General features: G+C 54.1%; 22 protein-coding genes. 17 read left to right on the top strand and 5 right to left on the bottom strand.

The genetic code is table 11. From position 1 onward, the window contains the following. Positions 1 to 21 precede the first annotated feature (21 nt). From gatC to B4A77_RS05080, 12 genes are read left to right on the top strand one after another with little or no spacing between them, the layout of a single operon-like run. A complete protein-coding gene (gene gatC / locus B4A77_RS05135; RefSeq protein WP_173365816.1) occupies positions 22 to 309 on the top strand; it encodes an Asp-tRNA(Asn)/Glu-tRNA(Gln) amidotransferase subunit GatC in 288 nt (95 codons plus the stop codon). Between the two features lie 19 nt (positions 310 to 328). Next, entirely contained in the window at positions 329 to 1033 is a 705-nt protein-coding gene (locus B4A77_RS05130) for a 3-deoxy-manno-octulosonate cytidylyltransferase (RefSeq protein WP_290726956.1), read from the top strand. A gap of 29 nt (positions 1034 to 1062) precedes the next feature. Next, positions 1063 to 1527: a ComEA family DNA-binding protein gene (locus B4A77_RS05125; RefSeq protein WP_173381830.1), complete on the top strand. Its 465-nt coding sequence runs from the start codon at positions 1063 to 1065 to the stop codon at positions 1525 to 1527. 37 nt (positions 1528 to 1564) lie between these two features. Further along, positions 1565 to 2482: a hypothetical protein gene (locus tag B4A77_RS05120; RefSeq protein ID WP_173365819.1), complete on the top strand. Its 918-nt coding sequence runs from the start codon at positions 1565 to 1567 to the stop codon at positions 2480 to 2482. After that, positions 2479 to 3495, top strand: a complete 1017-nt coding sequence (locus B4A77_RS05115; protein ID WP_173365820.1) for a hypothetical protein — start codon at positions 2479 to 2481, stop codon at positions 3493 to 3495. Before B4A77_RS05120 ends, B4A77_RS05115 begins: the two co-directional genes overlap by 4 nt. Position 3496: 1 nt before the next feature. Then, positions 3497 to 4045: a 16S rRNA (guanine(966)-N(2))-methyltransferase RsmD gene (gene rsmD / locus B4A77_RS05110; protein WP_290738865.1), complete on the top strand. Its 549-nt coding sequence runs from the start codon at positions 3497 to 3499 to the stop codon at positions 4043 to 4045. A gap of 16 nt (positions 4046 to 4061) precedes the next feature. After that, the gene (gene coaD / locus B4A77_RS05105) at positions 4062 to 4526 is read left to right on the top strand and encodes a pantetheine-phosphate adenylyltransferase (RefSeq protein ID WP_290729140.1); all 465 of its coding nucleotides are present in this window, start codon (positions 4062 to 4064) and stop codon (positions 4524 to 4526) included. Between the two features lie 48 nt (positions 4527 to 4574). Continuing rightward, positions 4575 to 5441 carry a rhomboid family intramembrane serine protease gene (locus tag B4A77_RS05100; protein ID WP_290726952.1) on the top strand — a complete coding sequence of 289 codons (867 nt, stop codon included), beginning with the start codon at positions 4575 to 4577 and terminating at the stop codon, positions 5439 to 5441. A 26-nt stretch (positions 5442 to 5467) separates the two neighbouring features. After that, positions 5468 to 6430 (top strand): adenosine kinase, encoded by a 963-nt coding sequence (locus tag B4A77_RS05095; RefSeq protein ID WP_290738862.1) that lies wholly within the window; start codon positions 5468 to 5470, stop codon positions 6428 to 6430. A gap of 58 nt (positions 6431 to 6488) precedes the next feature. After that, positions 6489 to 7739: a hypothetical protein gene (locus B4A77_RS05090; protein WP_290738859.1), complete on the top strand. Its 1251-nt coding sequence runs from the start codon at positions 6489 to 6491 to the stop codon at positions 7737 to 7739. Between the two features lie 18 nt (positions 7740 to 7757). Further along, entirely contained in the window at positions 7758 to 8189 is a 432-nt protein-coding gene (locus tag B4A77_RS05085; RefSeq protein ID WP_290738856.1) for a hypothetical protein, read from the top strand. A 9-nt stretch (positions 8190 to 8198) separates the two neighbouring features. Further along, positions 8199 to 9794: a choice-of-anchor I family protein gene (locus tag B4A77_RS05080; protein ID WP_290738853.1), complete on the top strand. Its 1596-nt coding sequence runs from the start codon at positions 8199 to 8201 to the stop codon at positions 9792 to 9794. A 165-nt stretch (positions 9795 to 9959) separates the two neighbouring features. Here B4A77_RS05080 and B4A77_RS05075 read toward each other — a convergent pair whose 3' ends face one another. Both B4A77_RS05075 and B4A77_RS05070 read right to left on the bottom strand, forming a co-directional pair. Continuing rightward, positions 9960 to 10385 carry an ACT domain-containing protein gene (locus tag B4A77_RS05075; protein WP_290738850.1) on the bottom strand — a complete coding sequence of 142 codons (426 nt, stop codon included), beginning with the start codon at positions 10383 to 10385 and terminating at the stop codon, positions 9960 to 9962. Between the two features lie 12 nt (positions 10386 to 10397). Then, positions 10398 to 11735, bottom strand: coding sequence for a phenylacetate--CoA ligase family protein (locus B4A77_RS05070; RefSeq protein ID WP_290738847.1), 1338 nt, complete (start codon positions 11733 to 11735; stop codon positions 10398 to 10400). A 358-nt stretch (positions 11736 to 12093) separates the two neighbouring features. On the opposite strand from B4A77_RS05070, the gene B4A77_RS05065 reads away from it, so the two are divergent. Together B4A77_RS05065 and B4A77_RS05060 are read left to right on the top strand one after the other, a co-directional pair. Then, positions 12094 to 14784, top strand: a complete 2691-nt coding sequence (locus tag B4A77_RS05065) for a BamA/OMP85 family outer membrane protein (protein ID WP_290729155.1) — start codon at positions 12094 to 12096, stop codon at positions 14782 to 14784. A gap of 11 nt (positions 14785 to 14795) precedes the next feature. After that, positions 14796 to 15311, top strand: coding sequence for an OmpH family outer membrane protein (locus B4A77_RS05060; protein ID WP_173365831.1), 516 nt, complete (start codon positions 14796 to 14798; stop codon positions 15309 to 15311). A 33-nt stretch (positions 15312 to 15344) separates the two neighbouring features. On the opposite strand, the gene B4A77_RS05055 is transcribed toward B4A77_RS05060, so the two are convergent. Then, complete coding sequence (locus tag B4A77_RS05055) at positions 15345 to 16538, bottom strand: class I SAM-dependent rRNA methyltransferase (RefSeq protein ID WP_173382228.1); 1194 nt, start codon at positions 16536 to 16538, stop codon at positions 15345 to 15347. 50 nt (positions 16539 to 16588) lie between these two features. On the opposite strand from B4A77_RS05055, the gene B4A77_RS05050 reads away from it, so the two are divergent. Then, on the top strand, positions 16589 to 17020 hold the full coding sequence (locus tag B4A77_RS05050) for a VanZ family protein (RefSeq protein WP_173382227.1): 432 nt from the start codon (positions 16589 to 16591) through the stop codon (positions 17018 to 17020). Positions 17021 to 17022: 2 nt separating this feature from the next. On the opposite strand, the gene murB is transcribed toward B4A77_RS05050, so the two are convergent. Beyond that, positions 17023 to 17931, bottom strand: a complete 909-nt coding sequence (gene murB, locus B4A77_RS05045; protein WP_290738845.1) for a UDP-N-acetylmuramate dehydrogenase — start codon at positions 17929 to 17931, stop codon at positions 17023 to 17025. A 50-nt stretch (positions 17932 to 17981) separates the two neighbouring features. Here murB and B4A77_RS05040 point away from each other — a divergent pair, with 50 nt between their 5' ends. Further along, on the top strand, positions 17982 to 19106 hold the full coding sequence (locus B4A77_RS05040) for a CHC2 zinc finger domain-containing protein (RefSeq protein ID WP_173382225.1): 1125 nt from the start codon (positions 17982 to 17984) through the stop codon (positions 19104 to 19106). Positions 19107 to 19113: 7 nt separating this feature from the next. Next, on the top strand, positions 19114 to 19833 hold the full coding sequence (gene mtgA / locus B4A77_RS05035; RefSeq protein ID WP_290738843.1) for a monofunctional biosynthetic peptidoglycan transglycosylase: 720 nt from the start codon (positions 19114 to 19116) through the stop codon (positions 19831 to 19833). Here the strand turns inward: mtgA and B4A77_RS05030 are convergent, their stop codons facing one another. Beyond that, on the bottom strand, positions 19834 to 21063 hold the full coding sequence (locus B4A77_RS05030) for a GspE/PulE family protein (protein ID WP_290726943.1): 1230 nt from the start codon (positions 21061 to 21063) through the stop codon (positions 19834 to 19836). It abuts the gene before it with no gap. Positions 21064 to 21115: the final 52 nt, after the last annotated feature.

Genomic DNA, 21115 nt, shown 5'->3' with positions numbered 1-21115 from the left:
GAATGAAAATAAAGAGGTCCTATGCTTGAACGTGAAGAAGTTCTGAAATTGGCGAAGCTTTCGAGGCTCGAAGTCGCGGAAGGCGACATCGATTCTGTGAAGGCGCATCTGGATGGAATGCTCGACCACATGGAAGCCCTCAAGGCGCTCGACTTGTCCAATGTGGAACCGATGACTGCCGTCGAAAACGGCGCTACGATTCTCCGCGAGGATGTCCCTGTGCAGGGATTCTCCCTGGATCAGGCTTTTGCGAACGCTCCGGCGGTGGAGAACGACCATTTCGCCATTCCGAAGGTTATCGGCGGCTAGACTCTCGAATTAGACTTCCATGACCCCAGTCCATTGCATCGTGCCGGCGCGCATGGGTTCTTCCCGTTTTCCTGGAAAACCGCTTTTTAAGCTCTGTGGAACGGAAATGATCGTGAGGACGCTCAAACGGGCTGCCCTTGCGGAATGTTTTGACCGTATCGTCTGCGCTACGGATTCCGAACAGATTGCCGAGGTCGTGTCTGGGGCGGGGTTCGAGTTCGTCTTGACGGGGAAGGCCGCTACCGGTTCCGACCGCGTTGCCGAGGCCGCGAGCGCCTTGGACCTTGACCTGGTCGTGAATCTCCAGGGGGACGAACCCCTTGTAGAGCCTTCCGTACTTGAAGATGTGGCCTGTGAATTGGCGGCCCATCCGGATTTCTGGGTGACTGTTGCGTGTCCGCTGTCGCCTTCGGATGCCGAGGTCGCGACTGTCGTCAAGGTCAAGGTCGAAAACGGTTTCGCTGTAGATTTTACCCGCCACGTGGAGCCTTCCGAGGCGCCCCGATGGTTCCAGCACCAGGGGATATATGCGTATTCCCGTGCTTCGCGGGATGAGTTTTCCAGGCTTCCCCAAAGCGGGGTCGAGCTGGAGCGCTCGCTGGAACAGATGCGGATATTGGGGAAACGCCCGATCCGCATCGTGCAGAGTCCTTTCCCGTCCGTTTCGGTGGATGTGCCCGCCGATGCGGCTGCGGTGGAGGCTCTCATAAGAAGACATATGTAAATACGCTTTCAACAAGGTGAGGGGACCGGATGAACGCTGCAGAAAAGAAAATTCTGTATATAGCAATGGCATTTTTCGTGGTTGGGGTTGCTGTTAGGGTCTTGCCCTGGGAGCCGCCGTCTATCGAGACTGTGGAGATTTCGGAGCGGGTCCGCCCTGAAGAAACTCCTGTCCCATATTCCAAGGTGGAATATGGGGCGCCGCGTCCGTCCGAAGAGTCGGTGACTTTGGATAAAGTAACAAAAAAGGAGCCGTCGGAAGGTGCCCGTAAGGGGCGCCCGAAGAAGCAAACGGTGCATTTGCCCCTAAAAATCAACGCAGCGACGGAGGAGGAGCTTTGTGCCCTGAAAGGGGTGGGGCCCAAGCTTGCACAGCGGATTGTCGCCTTCCGGGAGGCCCACGGCCCCTTCAAAACCCCCGCAAGTCTCGAAAAAGTGCCCGGAATCGGGAAGAAAAAGTTGGAAGGTATACTCCAGGGGGTGATTTTTGATTAGTTTTAGGGTATTAAAATCTTCATAAGTCGTTGAGTATATGAGTGATACGAAACTGTACCTAGGTATTGAGGTTGGCGATGTTTCCTTGAAAGTCGCCCTCTTGGACTCCGCCGAAAAGCGGGTGCTCAAGACTGCGGTCCTCCAGACGGAGACGAGTCCGATTGATGACATCTTCACCTTCGAGACCGTCCTGCAGGGGTGGATGGAAGAAAACGAACTCGATGGCATCGAGTCGATTTCGGTGACCGTCCCGGCATTCCGGTCCATTGTCCGGCAGGTGTTTGTGCCGGCGGAGGCGGTTCCCAACTTGGATGACTACCTCCAGTGGTATCTCGGCCTCATTACCAATGCCGACAAGGGCGCCTATATCGTAGACTACAAGATCTTGAGCGGCGACGAGAACCTCGGAAAGACCGTTCTGCTGATTGCGGTCCGCCGTGAATGGGTGGATGCCCTGCGCAAGGGCTTCCGTAGCAAGAGCCTCGTGCCGAAGTCCATGGAAGTGGATGTGCTTTCGCTCATGAACCTTATGGACGTGGGGGATGGAATCAAGGACCTTGAATGCGTCATCAAGGCGGATTATGCCGGTGTCACCATGCTCTGGCTCAACAAGGACAACCTGCAGGCGCTCCGCTGCGTCTCGACTCTGTCTCTCGTGAATACTTCGACGGAACAGGCCTACGAGCTCCTTGCCAATGCCATCTGCGACCAGATGAAGGAAGCTCGCGAACAGAACACCATGCCCGAAATGAAGCAGGTGCATATTTGTGGCGAAATGGCTATGGATCCGCTTTTCGTGCAGAAACTGCGTGCTAAACTCACCGACGATTGCCAGCTTATTTTGATGGATTCGTTCTCGAAACTCAGGCTTCCTGTGGACGAGGTCGATTCTGCTGCCGTGCTCAACTGCGCGGGCGCCATCGGTACGGCGCTTAGCGTGATGGAGGGTGTATGATTCGTTTGAACCTTATTGAAGCTGCCGAACGTGCTTCGGTCGCGGACGAAACCGTAACTCCGGTCCACGTGACCGACGTTGCCGCCCAGGTAAAGACATCCAAGAAGAAAACTTTGGTTGGCCTGCTCGCCGCACTATTCGTGTTTGTGGCGTTCAGCTGCTTCTTGAGCGTATTTGGCGTTCCCAAGCCGTTGCAGGGGGTTCTGCCTGGACCGTATCTTTCGCTGATAGGCGCCGAGGACCCGAGCCGCACCGCGTTGACGCTCGCTTCCGGGCAGACGACCTCCGCCGGTGGTTCGCTCCAGGCCCAGGCCGCCGCTGCCGATGCCGCCATCAAGAAACGCGAATCACTGACGGTTCGCCAGGTGGTGGGCGAAATCAATCCGAAGGTGCTGTTCAACAACAAGCGTGATGACTACGCCTCGCTCCTCCCGATGGAAAAGGTGTCGTACCAGAGGTCGGCCATCAACCAGTTCTTCACTTTCCTTACTACGGCGACTCCCGATGATGTCGGTTTCTCCGACTGCGTGTTCCAGTCCCCGAACTACTTCTACGTTCGCGGTGTTTCGGTCAAGCCGACTTCGCAGCGCAGCTTCTTGGAAAGGGTCAAGTCCGTGAGCTCTGATTTCAGGACTCCGCCTCTGCCGGAAAACGCTCCCGCGACCGACATTACCGCGTTTGGTCAGTTCAACGTGAACAACGTGAACAAGGCGGCGGTGTCGAGGTTCGTGCCCATATCCGAGATGTCCGAAGAAATCAAGGCGCTCAAGTCCCTTGCTTCTTCGAACAAGGTGAACCTTTCCGGGCTCGACAAGCCTGTGGTCGAGGAATTCGGTGTCTACAAACGCTTCACTTACCAGGTGACGACTTCTGCAGACTTCCCGGAACTTCAGTCCCTGATGGCAGCCCTGGATGCGTCTCCGGTGCGCATTGGCGTGACCAAGGCAGAACTTAAGTTCGCGAAGAAATCCCTTGCTGCGGCATTCACGCTTGTGATGTTCGTGGCTCCGTAATATGCCCATCCGCATTACTGGTGGTCTGTTGCGGGGGAGGAATGTCCCCTCTCCCGATTCATCGAAAACAAGGCCCACGGGCTCCCGCACGAGGGAAGCCCTCTTCAATATATTGCAGGACGTTGAAGGTTTTCGGGTGCTCGACCTCTTTGCAGGAACGGGAATCATGGGAATCGAAGCTATTAGTCGTGGAGCCTCTAGCGTCGTCGCCGTTGAAATGGCTCATTCCCAGGCGAGGCTCGTGTATCAGGCCTACAAGGCTCTCTCGTTGGAATTGAAACTTACTTTGTTAGAAAAGAACGCGCTGACTCTTGAAAAAGAATTACTTTGTTCTGAATCTGGATTCGATTTGATTTATGCGGACCCGCCGTTCAAGAGCATGGACTATCCGGACCTGCGTCCTTTTTGGCAGTGGCTGAATCCGGGGGGAACGGCTGTGTTCGAAGCGCCGAGCCGGGACTTGCCGGCATGGGCCAAGGCCGCCGAAGAAGCGGGAACTGTGCAAATCCGCCGCTACGGCGAATCCTCCTTGGTGGTCTACAGGGGATAATTTCTATATTTGCGGCATGAAAAAAATCGCCGTATTCGCAGGGTCCTTCGATCCTTTCACTGTGGGGCACCTAGATGTTGTGAAGCGCGCCTCGGCGCTCTTTGATGAATTGTGGGTGCTCCTGGCGGTAAATGTTTCCAAGAAATACTTGTTGCCGGAATCGACTAGGGTCGAAATCGTCAAGACGGCGGTCAAGGACATTCCGAACGTGAAGGTGGATTGTTTTGACGGCTTGACTGTCGATTTCGCGAAACGCGTTGGCGCTAGGTTTCTGGTGCGCGGCATTCGCGGTGCAGGCGATATTGAATACGAGCAGACGGTTGCCTGGAATAACAAGATGCTTTATCCTGAATGCGAGACGGTTTTCTTGTCGAGCGCTCCCGAGCACCTGATGGTTTCCAGTACCGTGGTGCGCGAGCTCCTGAAGTGCGGAATCGTTCGCCACGTCCCCGAAGAAATTATCCCTCTGTTGAAGAAGTAAGTAGGAAAAACTATGCGTCCTTTTGCCTTTCTCCCTAAAGTTATAAGAGTGCTGCTGATTTCGAATGCGGTTGTCTTTTTGCTTGCTTTCGTGGTCGGTAGGCTGCTTGGCCTGCATCTGAACTTGCCGGGCCTTGGATATGGGAGCCTTGCCGAATACATTTCGTACTTCGGCGCTTTTTGGCCTTTTGCCCCGGAGCAGGCATGGCGTTTCGTGACGTACATGTTCGTGCATGTCGACTTCTGGCATTTCCTTTTTAACATGCTTATGCTCTGGATGTTCGGTTGCGACGTTGCCGATATGATGGGTTCTAAGCATTTCATGGGAATGTATTTCTTTTGCGGTATTTTTGCTGCCGTGTTCAGCATGGTCATGTACTGGTTCGGCATGACGAACGCCCCGATAATCGGTGCTTCGGGAGCTCTGATGGGGATTTTTGTTGCCTACTACAAGTTCTTCCCGAATCGCATGCTGTTGCTGTTCATGTTTTTCCCGATGCGCATAAAGTATGCCATGTGGTTCATGGTGGCAATCGATGTTTTTATGGCGGGATCGGGAGACCATGTAGCTCACCTTGCTCACTTGGGTGGCGTCGTGGGCGGATTCCTTTACATGCACTTGTTTGAACGGGGTTTTGGTGGTTTCGGCCATGCTTTTGAAAAAATGCGAGGCCCGAAATTCAAGGTGTATCCGGGAGGCCGTTCTGAGAGGGAATCTCGCGACGAGTCGGATAGGGATGCCGAAGATGCAAAGGCCCCTCTCGAAGGCGAAGTTTTCTATGTAGATGAACAAAAGCGCGTAGATGAAATCCTGAAAAAGGTAAATAGCGAAGGCATAGATTCGCTGACGGATTCTGAACGCAGATTTTTACTGCAGGCTAGCGACAAGTTGCGTCGCCGCAGGGGCGGCCTGTAGTTTTGGACAATTTTAGAGGAAGCATTATGAAGAAAGTTTTAGGCATGGGCGCTGCCCTCGTTGATATTCTCGCGAACGTGGATGACGCATGGATTGAATCTCAGGGCGTGCAGAAGGGCGGCATGAACATGGTGGACTGGCCGCAGATGGAAAAGTTCCTCGCGGCGCTCAAGAACCCGCTGCGCGTGCCGGGCGGTTCCACCTGCAATACGATGGTCGGGCTCTCGCGCCTGGGCGGAAAGGCTGCTTTCATCTCGAAGGTCGGTGACGACGAACTTGGCAAGATTTTCTGCGAGCACCTGGAACGCAACGGCGTGGAATCGAAGCTCGGGATGAGCGATGCGGCTACGGGTTGCGTGTTCTCTGCGGTAACGCCCGATGCCCAGCGCTCCATGTGGACGTACCTCGGCGCTTCTGACTTCCTTGTGAGTGAGGACTTTGTGCCGGCGCTCTACGACGGCGTGGGCCTGCTCTATGCGGAAGGCTACCGCGCGTTCAATGCGGATTGCTTCAAGAAATCATTTACGCTGGCGCGTAGCCTGGGCGTGGAAACCGCGCTTGACTTCAGTAGCTTTGGCGTGGTGGAAGCCTGTCGCAAGCTGTTCGATGAACTCTTTGCCGAAAAGATGATTGATATCATCATCGCGAACGAGGACGAGGCGTATGCGTATGCGGGCGTGAAGGAAGAGGCTGCACTTGATGTTCTTGCACAGAAGGCGAAGGTTGCCGTGGTGAAGATTGGCAAGCGTGGCGCCCTCATTGCGAAGGACGGCAAGGTGACCCGCGTGCAGGCAGGCCCCGCGAAGGCCATCGATACGACTGGTGCCGGTGACCTGTGGGCATCGGGATTCCTGTACGGTTACATGAACGGCTGGGATATGGAACGCAGCGGCAACCTCGGGAGCGTCGTCTCCAACGAGGTGGTGCAGGTAATGGGCGCGCAGATTCCCGAAGACGGCTGGAAGCGCATTTTGGCGGCCCGCGGGTAGTATGCCCGGTAACGATTCGCCCCAAAACGATATATATTTAGGAGAAAAGGGAGGCTTTATGAAATTATCCACTCTGAAGAACAGCCTGATGGCTCTCGCGGTTTTCGCAATGGCTTCGGTTGCCTATGCTCAGGATACGGCTTCTGTATTCATTCGCAATGCATGCGACTCGCTTCATTCCGAGATTGAACTCGTCCCTGCTTATATCGAAGAGACTAACTGGTACGGCAATCCGCATACAATGGCGAAGGATTCCTCGAACGTTACGCGGCACGAAACCTACGAGACGCTGAGCATGAATTATTCCACGAGTCAAACCATGCAGATTCCCGTGTCCATCAAGGCTTCTTGCCGCGAGATGCAGGGGACGACTGTGGGTTATGCCAAGTGGACAACAAGCCAGAAGTGGCAAAATGTTACGGAAGACGATTACTCGACGTATATTTACGACATTCACGCTTTGAAGATGAATGGTCATGATTCCTCGAATACTTATAACATTTTGGCGTATGTCTCGGGGTTGATTCCCGATGACTATTCGTTTACGGCCTCGAACCTGTTGTTCTCTACGACCTTTGAATTTGCTTTTGAGTGGTGGTTTGCTTCCGTAAAATACCAGTACAATAAAGATGCAACGCATATAGGTATTAGGTTTGGATCCGCGGCCAGCAATGATTCCCTGAAGGCAGTGAATGCCGCTGTTAAAGCGTTGTCTGTTCCCGATACGATAAAGAGCGTCCGCCTTCAGGTGATCAAGGTCGTGCTTGGCGATTCCCGCAAGCCGCTGTCGAGTTCTTCGTCTGAGGCGTCTTCTTCAAGCGAAAATAGCTCTTCGAGCTTCTCTCCTGTATCCTGCTCGTCCGAAGAGGCTAGTTCCAGCTCGAGCGCCACGACAAGTTCCTCGTCGCAGAAGGTCAGCAGTTCTTCTGCGGATCCCGTTTCTTGTTCTAGCGTAGAATCCAGCAGCTCTGCCGAACAGTCGTCTTCGAGCAAGGAAGCCGAGTCTTCATCGAGCGGAATATCGTCTTCGAGTGAGGCATCCTCGTCCGCTTCCGCCGAGTCGAGTTCCGGCACGGAGGCAAGTTCTTCTTCTGATGCAGAAAGCAGCTCCTCCGATGTTGTAAGTTCTTCGTCCGAAGGCCCGACGCGTCTAGCTACGATGTCTGCTCCTGAAGCCGCAGTTCATGTGGTGCAGGTGCGTAGCCTTGATGGATCTGTCGTTAAGAATGCTGGCAAGCTTGCTCCGGGCGTGTACTATATGAAGTATTCGAACGGAGTTTGGCGTAAAACGGCTGTCATGCCCAGGTAGGTTGTTTTTATAATGCGAGTGTTAAAGTCTTTTCTTGCCATTCTTTTTTGTTCAGTCGCGATTGCATTTGCGGCCGAGGACGCTCAGCCTGCGGATCCCGTCAGTACGGAAGCCGTAGGCCAGATCGCCGTTTCCGAAGTCCAGGCTGAACTTGCCATGCGCGATAGCGTGATGCAGGAACATGATAGCCTTTGTGCTGTGGAAAAGGACTCGCTTCGCAAGGCTGTTGTCGTTGAAGAGGCGAAGTGTGCCAACTGGGAACAGAGCTACCAGACAATGAAGCAAAACAACGAAGTCTGCGCTCAGGCTCTGGGTATCGCACTTGAAGTGAACGAAAAAACCAAGGATAAGGCCGAAGAAGAACGTAAGAAGATGACCATGATGGGAGGCTCTTCTTTTTTGGGTGGAATTGGAATTGGCCTGCTGATAATGTGGCTGATAATGAAGTAGGAATTCGGTATGAAGTTTTTTGCCCCCGTTGCTCTTAGCCTGCTTTTGACGACAGGCTTTTGTTTTGCAAAGCAGAACGCCCAGTTGGCGGGCCCGTTCCAGTTGGGGAATGTGCTCACTCCGCTTGCGACCTTGCCGATGAAGACTGCCGAGATTTCGGACTTTATGCCAGGCAAGAACATGCTGTTCGTGGTGGGTGGAGAAAAGATTATCGAGGTGGTGGACATGAACAATCCTGGCCTCCCCAAGAAGGTTGCTGAAGTGCAGGTTCTCGGGAATGCGTCTAGCGTGACGGTGCATGGCGACTTGGTGGCGGTATCCCTGCTCGAAGACGAGGAATGGCGCGACGGCCAGGTGCAGGTGATGCGCTATACGGATAGCCTCGAGGTCGTGGGGCTTTACAAGGTGTGTAGTCAGCCCGACATGATTAAGTTTACACCCGATGGCAAGAACCTGCTGGTGGCCTGCGAGGGTTCACCGAGCGCGGATTTTTCGGAAGACCCGGAAGGCGGCGTTGCTATTTTGTCCGTAGCGCAGGCGGGCGAGGCGGACTTGTGGAAGAATGCGGAATATACGGTGGCGCGCTTCGACCATCTTGATTCAAATACTCTCAGGAAGGCGGGTGTACGCGCTCCGGGAACGCAGGGCTTCTTGAAGTCTCTGGAGCCGGAATACATCACCGTGTCTGCCGATTCCAGGTGGGCTTGGGTCTCGCTGCAAGAGAACAATGCCATCGCGAAGGTAGATGTAAAGGCCCGCAAGGTGAAGGATGTTTTCGCTCTCGGGCACGTCGACTACGTGAAATCCGGTGCCACGATTGATGCGGTGAGCGACGGCGTAATCGAAATGAAGAAATACCCGCTGCGCGGCCTGCGCCAGCCCGACGGTATCGCTTCCTTTTCTATCGGCGACAAGTATTACGTGCTGACGGCAAACGAGGGCGCTCCGGTCAATGATTACAAGGCGTGGACGGACGTGACGACCCCGATGATGCTTGCTGATCAGGAACGGCTCGACCGTCGCGTGTTCACGGATTCGCTCCTGAACGAACTGAAGGACTTGAGCGTGAGTGGGCTCGAACGCACGTGCGACGGGGAACGCGACAAGAGGGCTGCCTGCCCCTACATGTACACGTTCGGCACGCGTTCCATGAGCATTTTCAACGGCGAGACAGGAAGGCTTGTGTGGGATTCTTTCGATGCGTTCGAACGCATTCTCGCAAAAAGCGCCCCGGACTACTTTAACTGGAATTCCAAGAAGAACAAGCTCAAGATGGATAAACGCAGTAGCGACAAGGGCTGCGAACCCGAGAACGTGACTGTGGGCGAGGTCGGCTACAGGCGCTATGCGTTTGTCGGCCTGGAACGCACCAGCGGGATAATGGTTGTCGACGTGACGGAAGCCGAAACACCCCGCTACATCAAGGCTCCGAAACACGGAGAGTACAAGGGCCCCAAGGTGGTCGGTTTTTACCTGGACCCGCTGGATCGTGGCCCGGAAGGAGTGCTGTTTATTCCGGCGGACAAGAGCCCGCTCGAAGGCCAGGCCTTGCTTGTTGTCGGTTACGAATACAGCAAGACGCTCACGATTTACACGGTGAAATAAGACTGCTGTTGGTTTTCACGTAAAAAACGCCGGGCTTTTCGCTCGGCGTTTGAAATTTTTGGATCCCCACCTTGGTGGCCATGCGCACTAAGCACTAAAGTGCTAAGTGCTGTCCGCCCGCCTTCGCGGGGATGACAACTAAGGTCGCGGGGATGACAATCCGGGTTACCCCAGCAGTTCTTCCTTGCTGATGGCCTTGAAGTTCGTCGCCTTCAGGGCCTCGATGGCCTTGTCCGTGTCCTGGAAACGGAGAATCATGATGTTAGAGCCGTTCAGGGTGGAGGGGTAGGCGTACATGTAGTCGATCTGCTGGCTCCCAACCGCGGTGGAGAGCAGTTCGGCGAGGCCACCGATGGCGGCGTTCACGGGGCAGGCGACCACGTCGGTGATGGTGGCGCTGAGGCCCGCCTTGGCGAGCACGTCTACGGCCTTTTCCGGGTCACTCACGATAAGGCGGATAAGCCCGAATTCGCCGGAGTCGGCAAGCGTGAGCGAAAGGAGGTTCACGCCGGCGTCGGCAAGGGACTTGCACACCGCCTGGAGACGGCCCGGGCGGTTGGAAACGAAAACTGAAACCTGTGGAATTTTCATAGTGCTTTCTCCTTACATCTTTTTCCTGTTGTCGACAACTCTCTTGGCTTTGCCTTCGCTACGCGGCAGCGAATCGGGTTCGCACAGCGTGACGATGACGGAAATGCCGAGAATCTGTTCGATGGAGTGCTTGAACTTCTTGTTCAGCTGTTCCATGGCGCTCATGGAGTCGCTCACCATGTCGCGGGAGACTTCCACCTTGACCTCGAGCGTGTCCATGTTGTTCTTGGTGTCGAGCACAATCTGGTAGTGCGGCAGTGCCTTCTCTGCACGGAGGAGGGCCGTCTCGATCTGGCTCGGGAACACGTTCACGCCGCGCATGATAATCATGTCGTCGCTGCGGCGGCCAATGCGGCGGATGCGGCGGATGGTACGGCCGCACTTGCACTTGGTCTTCTCGATGGCGGTGATGTCGCGGGTGCGGTAGCGGATGATGGGCATTGCCTTCTTGCTGAGCGTAGAAAGCACGAGTTCGCCCTCTTCGCCGTCCGGGAGCGGTTCAAGCGTTTCGGGGTCGACGATTTCGGGGTAGAAGTGGTCTTCGAAGATGTGGATGCCGTCGCGGCACTCGCATTCGCAGCCCACGCCCGGGCCTACGATTTCGGAAAGGCCGTAGATGTCGTACGCCTTGATGCCCGTCTTTTCTTCGATGTAGTCGCGCATGCCGTCGCTCCACGGTTCAGCACCGAAGATACCGCGCTTCACCTTGAGGTCGCGCAGGTCGACGCCCATCTTTTCGGCGACGTCGATGATGCGGACAAAGTAACTGGGGGTTCCGCCCACCGCGGTGACCCCGAAATCCTTCATGAGCATCACCTGGCGTTCGGTATTGCCGCCGCTGATGGGGATGACGGTCGCACCGAGGGCTTCAAAGCCGCCGTGGATGCCGAGACCGCCGGTAAACAGACCGTAGCCGAAGAAGTTTTGCACGATGTCTGTGCTCCTGAACCCGCAGGCGAGGAGGCCGCGCTTCACGACCTGGGCCCACACTTCCATGTCTTCCTTGGTGTAGCCGACCACGATGGGCTTGCCGGTGGTGCCCGAACTTGCGTGCAGGCGCACGACTTCGCTCAGGTCTACGGCGAACAGGCCATACGGGTAGGTGTCGCGCAGGTCCTTCTTCATGGTGAAGGGGAGTTTCGCCACGTCCTTGAGTGTCTTGATGTCTTCGGGCTTTAATCCCTTCTCGTCCATGCGGCTGCGGAACAGCGGGACCTTCTCGTAGGCAAGTTTCACAGTGGCGCGCATACGCTGCAGCTGCAGGTCGCGGAGTTTTTCTTCGGGCATGAAGTCGAGTGCCATTTCGGGCAGGACCTTGTTTTCTTCGTCATTCCAGGCGGTTGAACGCATATAATCCTCAGTTGCCGGTCTTTGGGACCGCGGTTAAAAAATTACAGCCTAGAATTTATCTTTTTTTCCGATGAAAAATCAGGGAAAAGACGAAAATTCTTTTCGAAAAAACACGTTTGCGAGTTTAACAAAAAGTGTAAAACCGTTGATTTGTTTTTCTAATTGCTTTTGGATGCGTTTTTGACTTTCTTTTGTGGGCTAATTGCCGTTTTTTTTTGTATTTTTGGGCATGAATTTTGTTTTAAATGCAATTATAGGTAGGTTTATTCTGCGTCCTCGTTTGCTCTTTATCGTTTTAGCTTTGGTTGGACTTGTTCAGGCTCAGTTGTTGGACATGTCCCAGATGCCCACGGATTATATGGCTGAAAATAAGGTCCGCAAGGTTCTTGTGGAAGGAAACGTTCACATGGACCAGCGATCCGTGCTGGGTCGAATTGGTATTCGGGATGGCCAGACCTATTCTCCGGCTGCCCTTTCCGACAAGGTCCAGGAGGCCGTGACTGCTCTTTACAAGTCGGGACTTTTTGACGACGTGTCCGCCTGGGTGGATTATGTGGATAACTCGACCGAGGTTGACCTTATCTTCAAGATCAAGGAACTGCCCGCTCTTGATACGGCGATTATCGACGGCTGCGACGAAATCTCCGAAGATGACTTGCGCCTCAAGCTTCGCTTGATTCCGGGTCAGGTCTACAGCAAGAGCCAGCTTGAACGCGACCGCCAGGCTTTAATCGACTATTACCATTCGGAAGGTTTCCTGCTTGCCGAAGTGGGCTACCGTGAGACCGCCATCGACGAAAACAAGAACCAGGTGACGTTCATTATCCGAGAAGGCGAAAAAGTCAAGGTTCGCCGCATTGAAATCGAAGGCAACGACAATGTGCCCGCGATTGACATTACCGACCATATGCTCACGAAGGTGGATCAGTGGTATGGTGGCGGCGAGTTCAAGGAAAACGTTTTTGAGGCCGACCGCGATTCCGTGCTCAATGCCATCCGCCATTTTGGCTTCCTGGATGCGGAACTCACAGATTACCGTGCTGAATACTTGCCGGATTCCAGCTGCCTGTTCTACCTTGGACGTATGGTGCCGGTTGGGGAGAGCCTCCAGCCCCTTTACGACCAGTTGAACCGCGCCATGGGCGATTCTGCGACTGCAATCTACAAGATGGCAGGAAAGCCTACGATGCAGGTTTCCCATTATTTCCGCCAAAACCACAATGCGGCAAGCCATAACTACGTGACCCGTCCTAAACCGAAGGTCATGGACGAAGAAGAAGCGCTCAAACTTTTGAACGACATCATCCGCTACGAGAATTCTCGCCGTGAATGGCTCAAGATTGTGGATGGTCGCAAGTTCAACAATCCTAAGATCGATTCGCTCAAGGCGCTCCCGAAACTTTCTGCCTACGACGAGAAACTCTTGGTCCGTTACATGCTCGAAGACATGTTCCCCGTGCTGAACAAGTACGATAATATCAAGACTTCTAGCGCCATTTGCATTCATATCGGCATGGTCGAGGGCCGTCGTTACTACATGGGTAGTGTCCACTTCTCCGGCAACGAGGTCCTGAACGATAAGATTCTGGGCTACGCATTCCGCCTCGACAGTGGCAAGGTCTTTGACCAGTACCTCTACGACGCATCCCGGAAGGCCCTGATCGAAGTGTACCGCGAAGACGGTTACCTGTTTGCCCAGTTTGACGAGGAACGCACGTTCGAAAACGATTCCGTGGTGAACCTCACGTACCGCATGCGCGAAGGCCTCCCGGCGTCCATTCACAAGGTCTATATCCATGGCAACACGAAGACCAACGAGAAGGTCATTCGCCGCGAGGTGCGCCTGTATCCGGGTGATACATACCGCCAGTCCGCCCTGGAACGTAGCTTCCGCGATATCATGCAGCTCAACTACTTCGACATGGTCCTTCCGGATATCAAGGTTTACGGAGAACAGGAAGTCGACCTCGACTTTACGGTTCAGGAGAAGGAAGCGGGCACGGGGCAGTTCAGCCTGGGCGTCTCCTATAGCGAAAGCGACGGTCTCGTCGGAACGGCTAGCATTTCTATCCCGAACTGCTGTATGGGTGATGGCCAGGCGGCTAGCTTGAGTGTTGAGTACGGTGCCGACAAGAAGAGCGCCTCGATCAGTTTCCAGGAACCGTGGCTGCTGGACAAGCCGATTACCCTTGGTGCAAGCCTCAGCTACACCTGGTGGAACATGGAAGATTACGGAGATCCGGACATTACCCGTTACGGTGGCTCCGTCTACGTGGGTAAGCGTCTCAAGTGGCCCGACGACTACTTCTACGGTCAGGTGGGCTATAGCTGGCTCATGAACAAGCAGGGCCCGAACATCGATGGCAGCTACGTGGTTTATACCGGTAAGGAATCGGCAATCAACTTCCGCTTGCTGCGTGATGATAAGAACCTTCCGCAGTTCCCCACCGACGGTTCCCGCTATGTGCTTGACGTCCAGGTCGCAAACGACCTCCTGTTCAGTGACTTCAGCTTTGTGAAGACGGAACTGACCATCAAGTGGTGGTTCCCGCTGTTCCGCGATCGTCTGGCGATTGCCCTTACGAATGAATACGGCGTTATTTTCGGCGACCAGCTGCAATACCGCACGCTCTACACGATGGGTGGCGTGATGGGTTACGAAGGCACCATGCGCGGTTACAGCGCAGGTTCCATCGGCTACCGTCGCCTGGGGCGCAGTTTCCAGTATATTGGTGCTGAACTCCAGCTTGGTATTGTGCCGCAGACATTCTACCTGCTTCCGTTCTTCTTCGACGCAGGTAACGTGTTCGGCGAACGCTACGACCCCAAGACGAAGGTCGCGAAGCCGAGCAGGAACCCGCTTAGCGAATGGGATCCGACCAGTCTCAAGAAGGACATCGGTTTCGGATTCCGCGTAGTGGTGCCGATGCTCGGTATTATCGGATTCGACTTCGCTTGGCCGCTGGACGTGGGCGAAACCTACTCCGGCTTGAAGCGTAGCGAAGTGGGCGACATGGAATTCAACTTTGTCATTGGCCAGGGATTCTAACAGGAGGCTCTATGATGCGCAGACTTATACTTCTAGTGGTGATGGCTCTTGCTTGTGCCGGATTTGCCGAGGACGGCCTGCGCATTGCCCATGTGGATTCCAAGCTCATCTTTGACGGTTACAAGGGCACGAAGAAGGCCCAGGAAGAGTATGACCGCCAGGTGGCCAAGTGGGAACAGCAGGCGAACCTGTTGCAGAAGGAACTTTCCGCTATCAAGGAAAAACTTGACAAGCAGGTGCTGATGCTCAGCGATGAAAAGAAACGTGAGCTTGAAGCCGAATACAACAAGAAGGATACTGAACTCAAGACCTTCATCGACCGTGTCTACGGGCGCAAGGGAGAACTCATCAGCGAAAACGAAAAAGTGAGTGCCCCGATTATTCAGCTCATCCGCAAGGCGATTAACGAAATTGCCTTGCAGGAAGGTTACGACATGGTTGTGGACCGTGCCACGGGTGCCGTTCTCTTCTGGAAGAAAGAAAACGACCTCACGAACAAAGTTCTGGACTACCTGAATAGCCGCTAGTGAATCGGGATTTCTCTCGGTCTAACTTACACCTTACACAACCTGAACGAGCAATCCCTTGAGGTACTGCCCTTCGGGGAATGCTGTATTCACGGGATGGTCGGCAGGTTGGCCGAAGCGTTCAATGATTTGAACGTGGCGCTTGGCATCGGCGGCGGCATCCGCGATAATCTTCTGGAACAGGTCCATTTCCATGAGCCCGGAGCAACTGAAGGTCGCAAGCATTCCGCCCTCGGCTAAAAGCTTCATGGCGAGCAGGTTGATGTCCTTGTAGCCGCGGGCTCCCTTTTGCAGGTTGTCCTTGCTTTCCACGAACTTGGGCGGGTCGAGCACGATGAGGTCAAAAGTTTCGGCCTTGTCGCGGCACTTGCGCAAGTACTGGAACACGTCCGCTTCTACATGGGTGGCGTGTGCGGTGCTGAGCTTGTTACGTATGATGCCTTCCTTGGCGAGCTTGAGCGCGTCCTTGGAAACATCCACCTGATAAACTTTTTCGCAACCGCCGCGGAGAGCGTAGAGCCCGAATCCGCCGGTATAGCAGAAGCAGTTTAGCACCTTCCTGCCCTTGGAAAGTTCTCCGATGCGGCGGCGGGCGTCGCGCTGGTCCAAATAGTAGCCGGTCTTGTGACCGTTCTTCACGTCGATGGGGAAGAGGATTCCGTTCTCGTTGATGATGACGGGCTCGTCGCCCACTTCGCCATAGACGACACCCGTGCGCAGTTGCAGGCCTTCCTTGCGGCGCACTTCGGAATCGCAGCGTTCGTAGATTCCCTTGCAGTGCGTCTTTTCGGCGAGCAGCTCGTAAATCGTTTTGCGGTGGACTTCCGCACCGGCTGCAAGGATTTCGACAGAATAGATGTCGGCGTACTTGTCGATGATGCAGCCCGGAATGCCGTCGTTCTCGGCGTTAATCAGGCGGAAAGCGGATTCCTTGTCTTCGATGTCAAAACCGCGGCTTTTGCGGGCCGCAATCGCGCGGTCAAGAATATCGCTGAAGAATTCGCGGTCGATGTTTGCCTTCTCGCCGAACGTCCAGAAACGCCCGCGGATCTGGGACTTGGGCGAGTACGCCGCAAGACCCAGAAAATCGCTCTTGTAGCTGTAAACTTCAACGGTGTCGCCAAGTTCCGGGTCGCCGATAACTTCGTCAACGGCTCCGCTAAAAATCCAAGGGTGGTAACGCAATGCGGACTTCTCGCGTCCGGCTTTCAGAGTAATCGCTTTCATGGGTGTAAATGTAGAAAAAGGGAATGCATTTTTCTACATTTGGCGTCGATATGTTCGAAAGCATTTTTGAAAAGTATCCGTTTTTCAGGTCTGTTCCTTGCATTCTCTGCATGGCCATTATTTTTAAACTGTCGTCGATGACGATGGAGCAGTTGGAGGGCTTGCCCCACGTTTGGGACAAGCTTGCCCATTTTTGCGAGTACGCGACCCTTGCTGGCTGCTATGCCATGCTCTGGAGCCGAAACGAATGGTCTAAGCGCCAGTGGTTGCGTGTGCTGGTAGTTGGCGGCCTTGCTCTTGCTTACGGATGTACCGATGAATATCACCAGAGTTTTACCGAGGGCCGTGACAGTAGCGTGTTGGATCTTGTGGCCGATTTGACCGGAGGTCTTTTTGGCGGTGTTGTATATGCGGTGATTACCTGCATCCTGAACCGATTTGATCCGGTACCCGAGAAGGTGGAATCCAAGGCTGAAGAATAAAACTAGAATTCTCCGAGCAGAATAATCTCGCGCTTTAGTTGAATACCGAATTTTTCGGCAACTTTTTTTTGCACGAGTTCGCTTAAATTCATGATGTCTGCGGCCGTTGCGCCACCCGCGTTCACGATGAAATTCGCATGCAACGTACTCACTTCGGCGCCACCGATGCGGAGACCCTTGAGCCCGGCCTGCTCGATGTAGTAGCCGGGGGCGACTTGCGTGGGCGTGTCTTTGGCCCCGGTTTGTAACCGCTTGAAGGTGGAACCCGCATTGGGCATGTTGAGCGGCTGGCTTGCTTTGCGCTTGGCCATGCATTCGGCAAGTTCTGCTTCGAGGTCGGCAACGGATTTACCTTGTGCATTGGCTGTGGGTAGCTGGAATGTTGCAGAAAGGATTGTGGCCTTGTCCTTCTGGAAGATACTTTGTCTGTACCCAAAGGCGCAGTCGGTGGACGAAACCGTGCGGATGTTGCCGTCGCAATCAAGGATGGTCACTTGTGTGCAGCAGGTTCCGATTTCTTGCCCGTAGGCGCCTGCATTCATGTAAATCGCGCCGCCCATGGTACCTGGTATTCCTGCGAGTTTGTGGATGCCCGCGAAGCCAAGTTTCATTGCTGTCCGCGCGAACCTGCCGAGCGGGGTAGCCGCTCCGACTTTGAACGAACCATTTCCTGAATCCTCGATGGCCGAAAATACACCTGCAAGCGTAATGACAACACCGTCGTAGCCCTTGTCAGAAACAAGCAGGTTCGTCCCGTTTCCGAGAATGAAGTGGGGCAGCCTCTTTTCGCGGGCTTGAGCGATGGCCGTCTTTAGTTCTTCGTTGTCTTCGACTTTTATAAAATAACGTGCTGCACCGCCAACCTTGAAGGAGGTGTGCTTGCTCATAGGCTCGTTTTCATTGATAATCATAGTCAAAATATAGCTTAGCTTCAAACATTTTTCCTATTATTTCATTCGAAATGACCGACGACGAACTGAAACAATTCAAGGCTTCGCTTTCCATCACCGCGGTGGCCCAGGCTCTGGGAATCAAGGTCGAACGTGGAAAGTTCAAGTGCTTCTATCCGCAGCGCCATGTCCATGGCGACCGCACGCCGTCGGTCTCTATATCGGAAGAACGCGGAATGTTTCGCTGCTGGGTCTGCGACGATGTCCGTGGCGATGTGTTTTCGCTGGTGCAGCAGTATCGCGGATGCTCGTTTCCGGAGGCCTTGAACCTGCTCAAGGATATGTTCCCGTTCCTGGTTGCGGGAGGCAAGCGTGCCGTACCGACTTCGCCCGCCGTTTCGTCGTCGACGCTTCAACCGGTGATTTCGCGTGATGAACACCGCGAGGTCGTTGCTCCCCCCGAACGTGAAATTTTGTCGGAAGAACCTAAGGCGCTCATTCCTGACGAAGAACGAAAGAAAGTCGTGCTTTCTTTCTTGAAGATGCTTTCGCCCATAGACGGAACTCCTGCTGCAGCCTACCTTTCAAAACGAAGAATCTACAAGCCTGTTTGGGATCGGATGCTGCTTCGCTGCATTACGGATTACGATAGCCTGAACCGGCATTTGAGGGAATCCTTCAGCATGGACGTCCTTCGCTACGTTGGACTCTTCAATGACCGGGGAAACTTGCGTTATTACAAGCATCCGCTGATATTCCCGTATCTCGATACGCAGAATCGCGCGTTCCATTTTCAGGCGCGAGCCATCGATAGAACCGTCGAACCCAAGGAACTCCACCTGAAGGGGTCGGTTCCGTTCCCGTATAATTTATCTGCATTGAACCAAAAGACGGGATGGATTTACCTGTGCGAGGGGGTTGTCGATACGCTCACATTCTTGCAACAGAATATCGAGGCGGTTGGAATCCCGGGCGTTCGCAGTTTCAAGATTGAATGGCTCCCGCTTTTCAAGAACAAGAATATCGTGCTTTGCCTTGACCACGATGAGGCTGGGCGCAAGGGAATGGAATACCTTCAGGGCGTTTTTGGTAATGCTGGCATCCGAACCATTATTTTAGGAGACGGTTTGGAGGGGCTTTCCTCAAATATCAAGGAAGGCGAAGATGTCAATGATTGGTTTGGAGGCAAAAAGTAATACTACTATGAAAAAAGTTGCGATTGTAGGCCAGATTCTCCTGGTTGCCTTGCTGATTTATTCAGTACTGTTCTCGATTGTGGGAACAATCTTTATCATTAAGGCTCACTCGATTATCTTTGATCCTATTAACGATATCGGCTCGATGAAAGAGGAACCTCCGGCCATGAGCCGCTTTATGCAGGATCTGCTGGATTCCAATCCGAAGGTGCAGATGAAACATCGTTACGTGCCGCTGGATTCCATTAGTCGTAACCTCCAGAGGGCGGCGATTGCTGCCGAGGATCCGGGATTCTATTATCATCCAGGTTTTGATGTGAAAAGCATCGCGTGGGCGATGGATGCGAACGTGTCTGCCGGTAAAATCCTTTATGGCGGTTCGACAATCACGCAGCAGCTGGCGAAAAACCTTTTCTTGACGGGCGAACGCACTTGGGAACGCAAGGCGAAGGAATTGGGCTATGCGGTGGTGATGGAATGGAAATTGGGTAAAGACCGAATCCTCGAATTATACTTGAACTATGCCCAGTGGGGCAAGACCATTTTTGGATGCGAGGCGGCGAGCGAAGTCTATTATGGAATCCATTGCTCTGAACTCGACATGCAGCAGGCAATAAACCTGGCCGCGATGCTAGCGAGTCCGGGGAACCACATGCCGGACGAAGATTCTGAATTTATGCGTAACCGCCGGCGCAATATCAAGTTCCATCTGGAAAAACCACAGTAATCATGCCAGTACGCGGTTGACTTCGTCTAGGTCCGTGATTCCAGAATGAACGAGTGATTCTGCGTATTCGCGGATGTTTCCTTCGACGTAGCTGCCGTCTGGTTTCAGGATTTCGGTGGCGGCGATTCGCCCTCGGTAACCGCCTGAACCTGTTTTCTTCCGCAACAATCTTTGAGCGGCAACACCGAGGAGCACGTCTTCGAGAACGTTTGCCGAAATTCCCAAATCCAAAAGCCTGTCCCTTGCCGCTTTTGCGCTGTTCGTATGGAGTGTGGAAAGTACGAGGTGGCCCGTTTCTGCCGCCCTTACGGCTATGCGGGCGGTTTCCTCGTCGCGGATTTCGCCCACGAGGATTACGTCAGGGTCCTGGCGTAGAATCGAACGCAATGCAGCCGCGAAGGTGAGCCCACATTTTTCGTTCACCTGGACCTGGTTCGCTCCGTCGAGCGGATATTCCACCGGATCCTCGATGGTTGTCACGTTTACCTTTCGCTTGATGATCTCGCGAAGCCCGGCATAGAGCGTTGTCGTCTTTCCGCTGCCCGTGGGCCCCGTAACGAGGAAAAGTCCCTGTGGCTTGGCGAAGATGTTTCTCAGTTGCCTCAGGGTGGCTTCATGGAATCCGAGGGCGACGAGCCCGGTTCCGCCATCATGCGCAGGAAGCAGCCTCAGGACGCATTTCTCGCCCCGGTGTGTCGGAAGCGTACTCAACCGCACGTTCGATTCGTGGCATCCCTGAAAATGGAACGAACCGTCGTGGGGCAGGCGTTTTTCGGTAATGTCTACGTCGGCGAGCAGCTTGAAACGGATCAGTAGCGGGTCGCAAATCCACTCGGGCAGGGTGCGGTAGATTTCGAGCATCCCGTCGCGTCGAAATCTGATTCTCATGCCTTCTTTGCAGGGTTCTAGATGGATGTCCGTGGCGCCTCGTTCAAGGGCTGCTTCCAGAAGCGAGTCTGCGAGGTTGATGATGGGCTCTGATTCCCAGGAATGAGCCTTGCCGCTTGGCGGAGGTGCTGCTTCTAGCCCTGCAAGGGTGTCGCCGACATCCTTAACCGCGGCAGCTCGGATCATCTGCTGGATTTCTGTTTCGGTGTGCTGCTCGGGTTCTAGCCTGCAACCTGATTCCACCCGAATGCGTTCGAGCGAGAACTCATTGTAAATGTCGGGAACGGCTACGCGCAAGATATGGCCTTCGCGTGCCTCTCCCCAGTAAATATTTTCGGTCATGCCCCGCAATATACAAAAAAGGCGGGTTTGCAGACCATAAAAAAATCCCGCC

The organism is Fibrobacter sp. UBA3718 (assembly GCF_002371935.1).
Classification (GTDB): Bacteria; Fibrobacterota; Fibrobacteria; order Fibrobacterales; family Fibrobacteraceae; genus Fibrobacter.
This window is presented reverse-complemented; position numbering and strand designations above follow the sequence as displayed.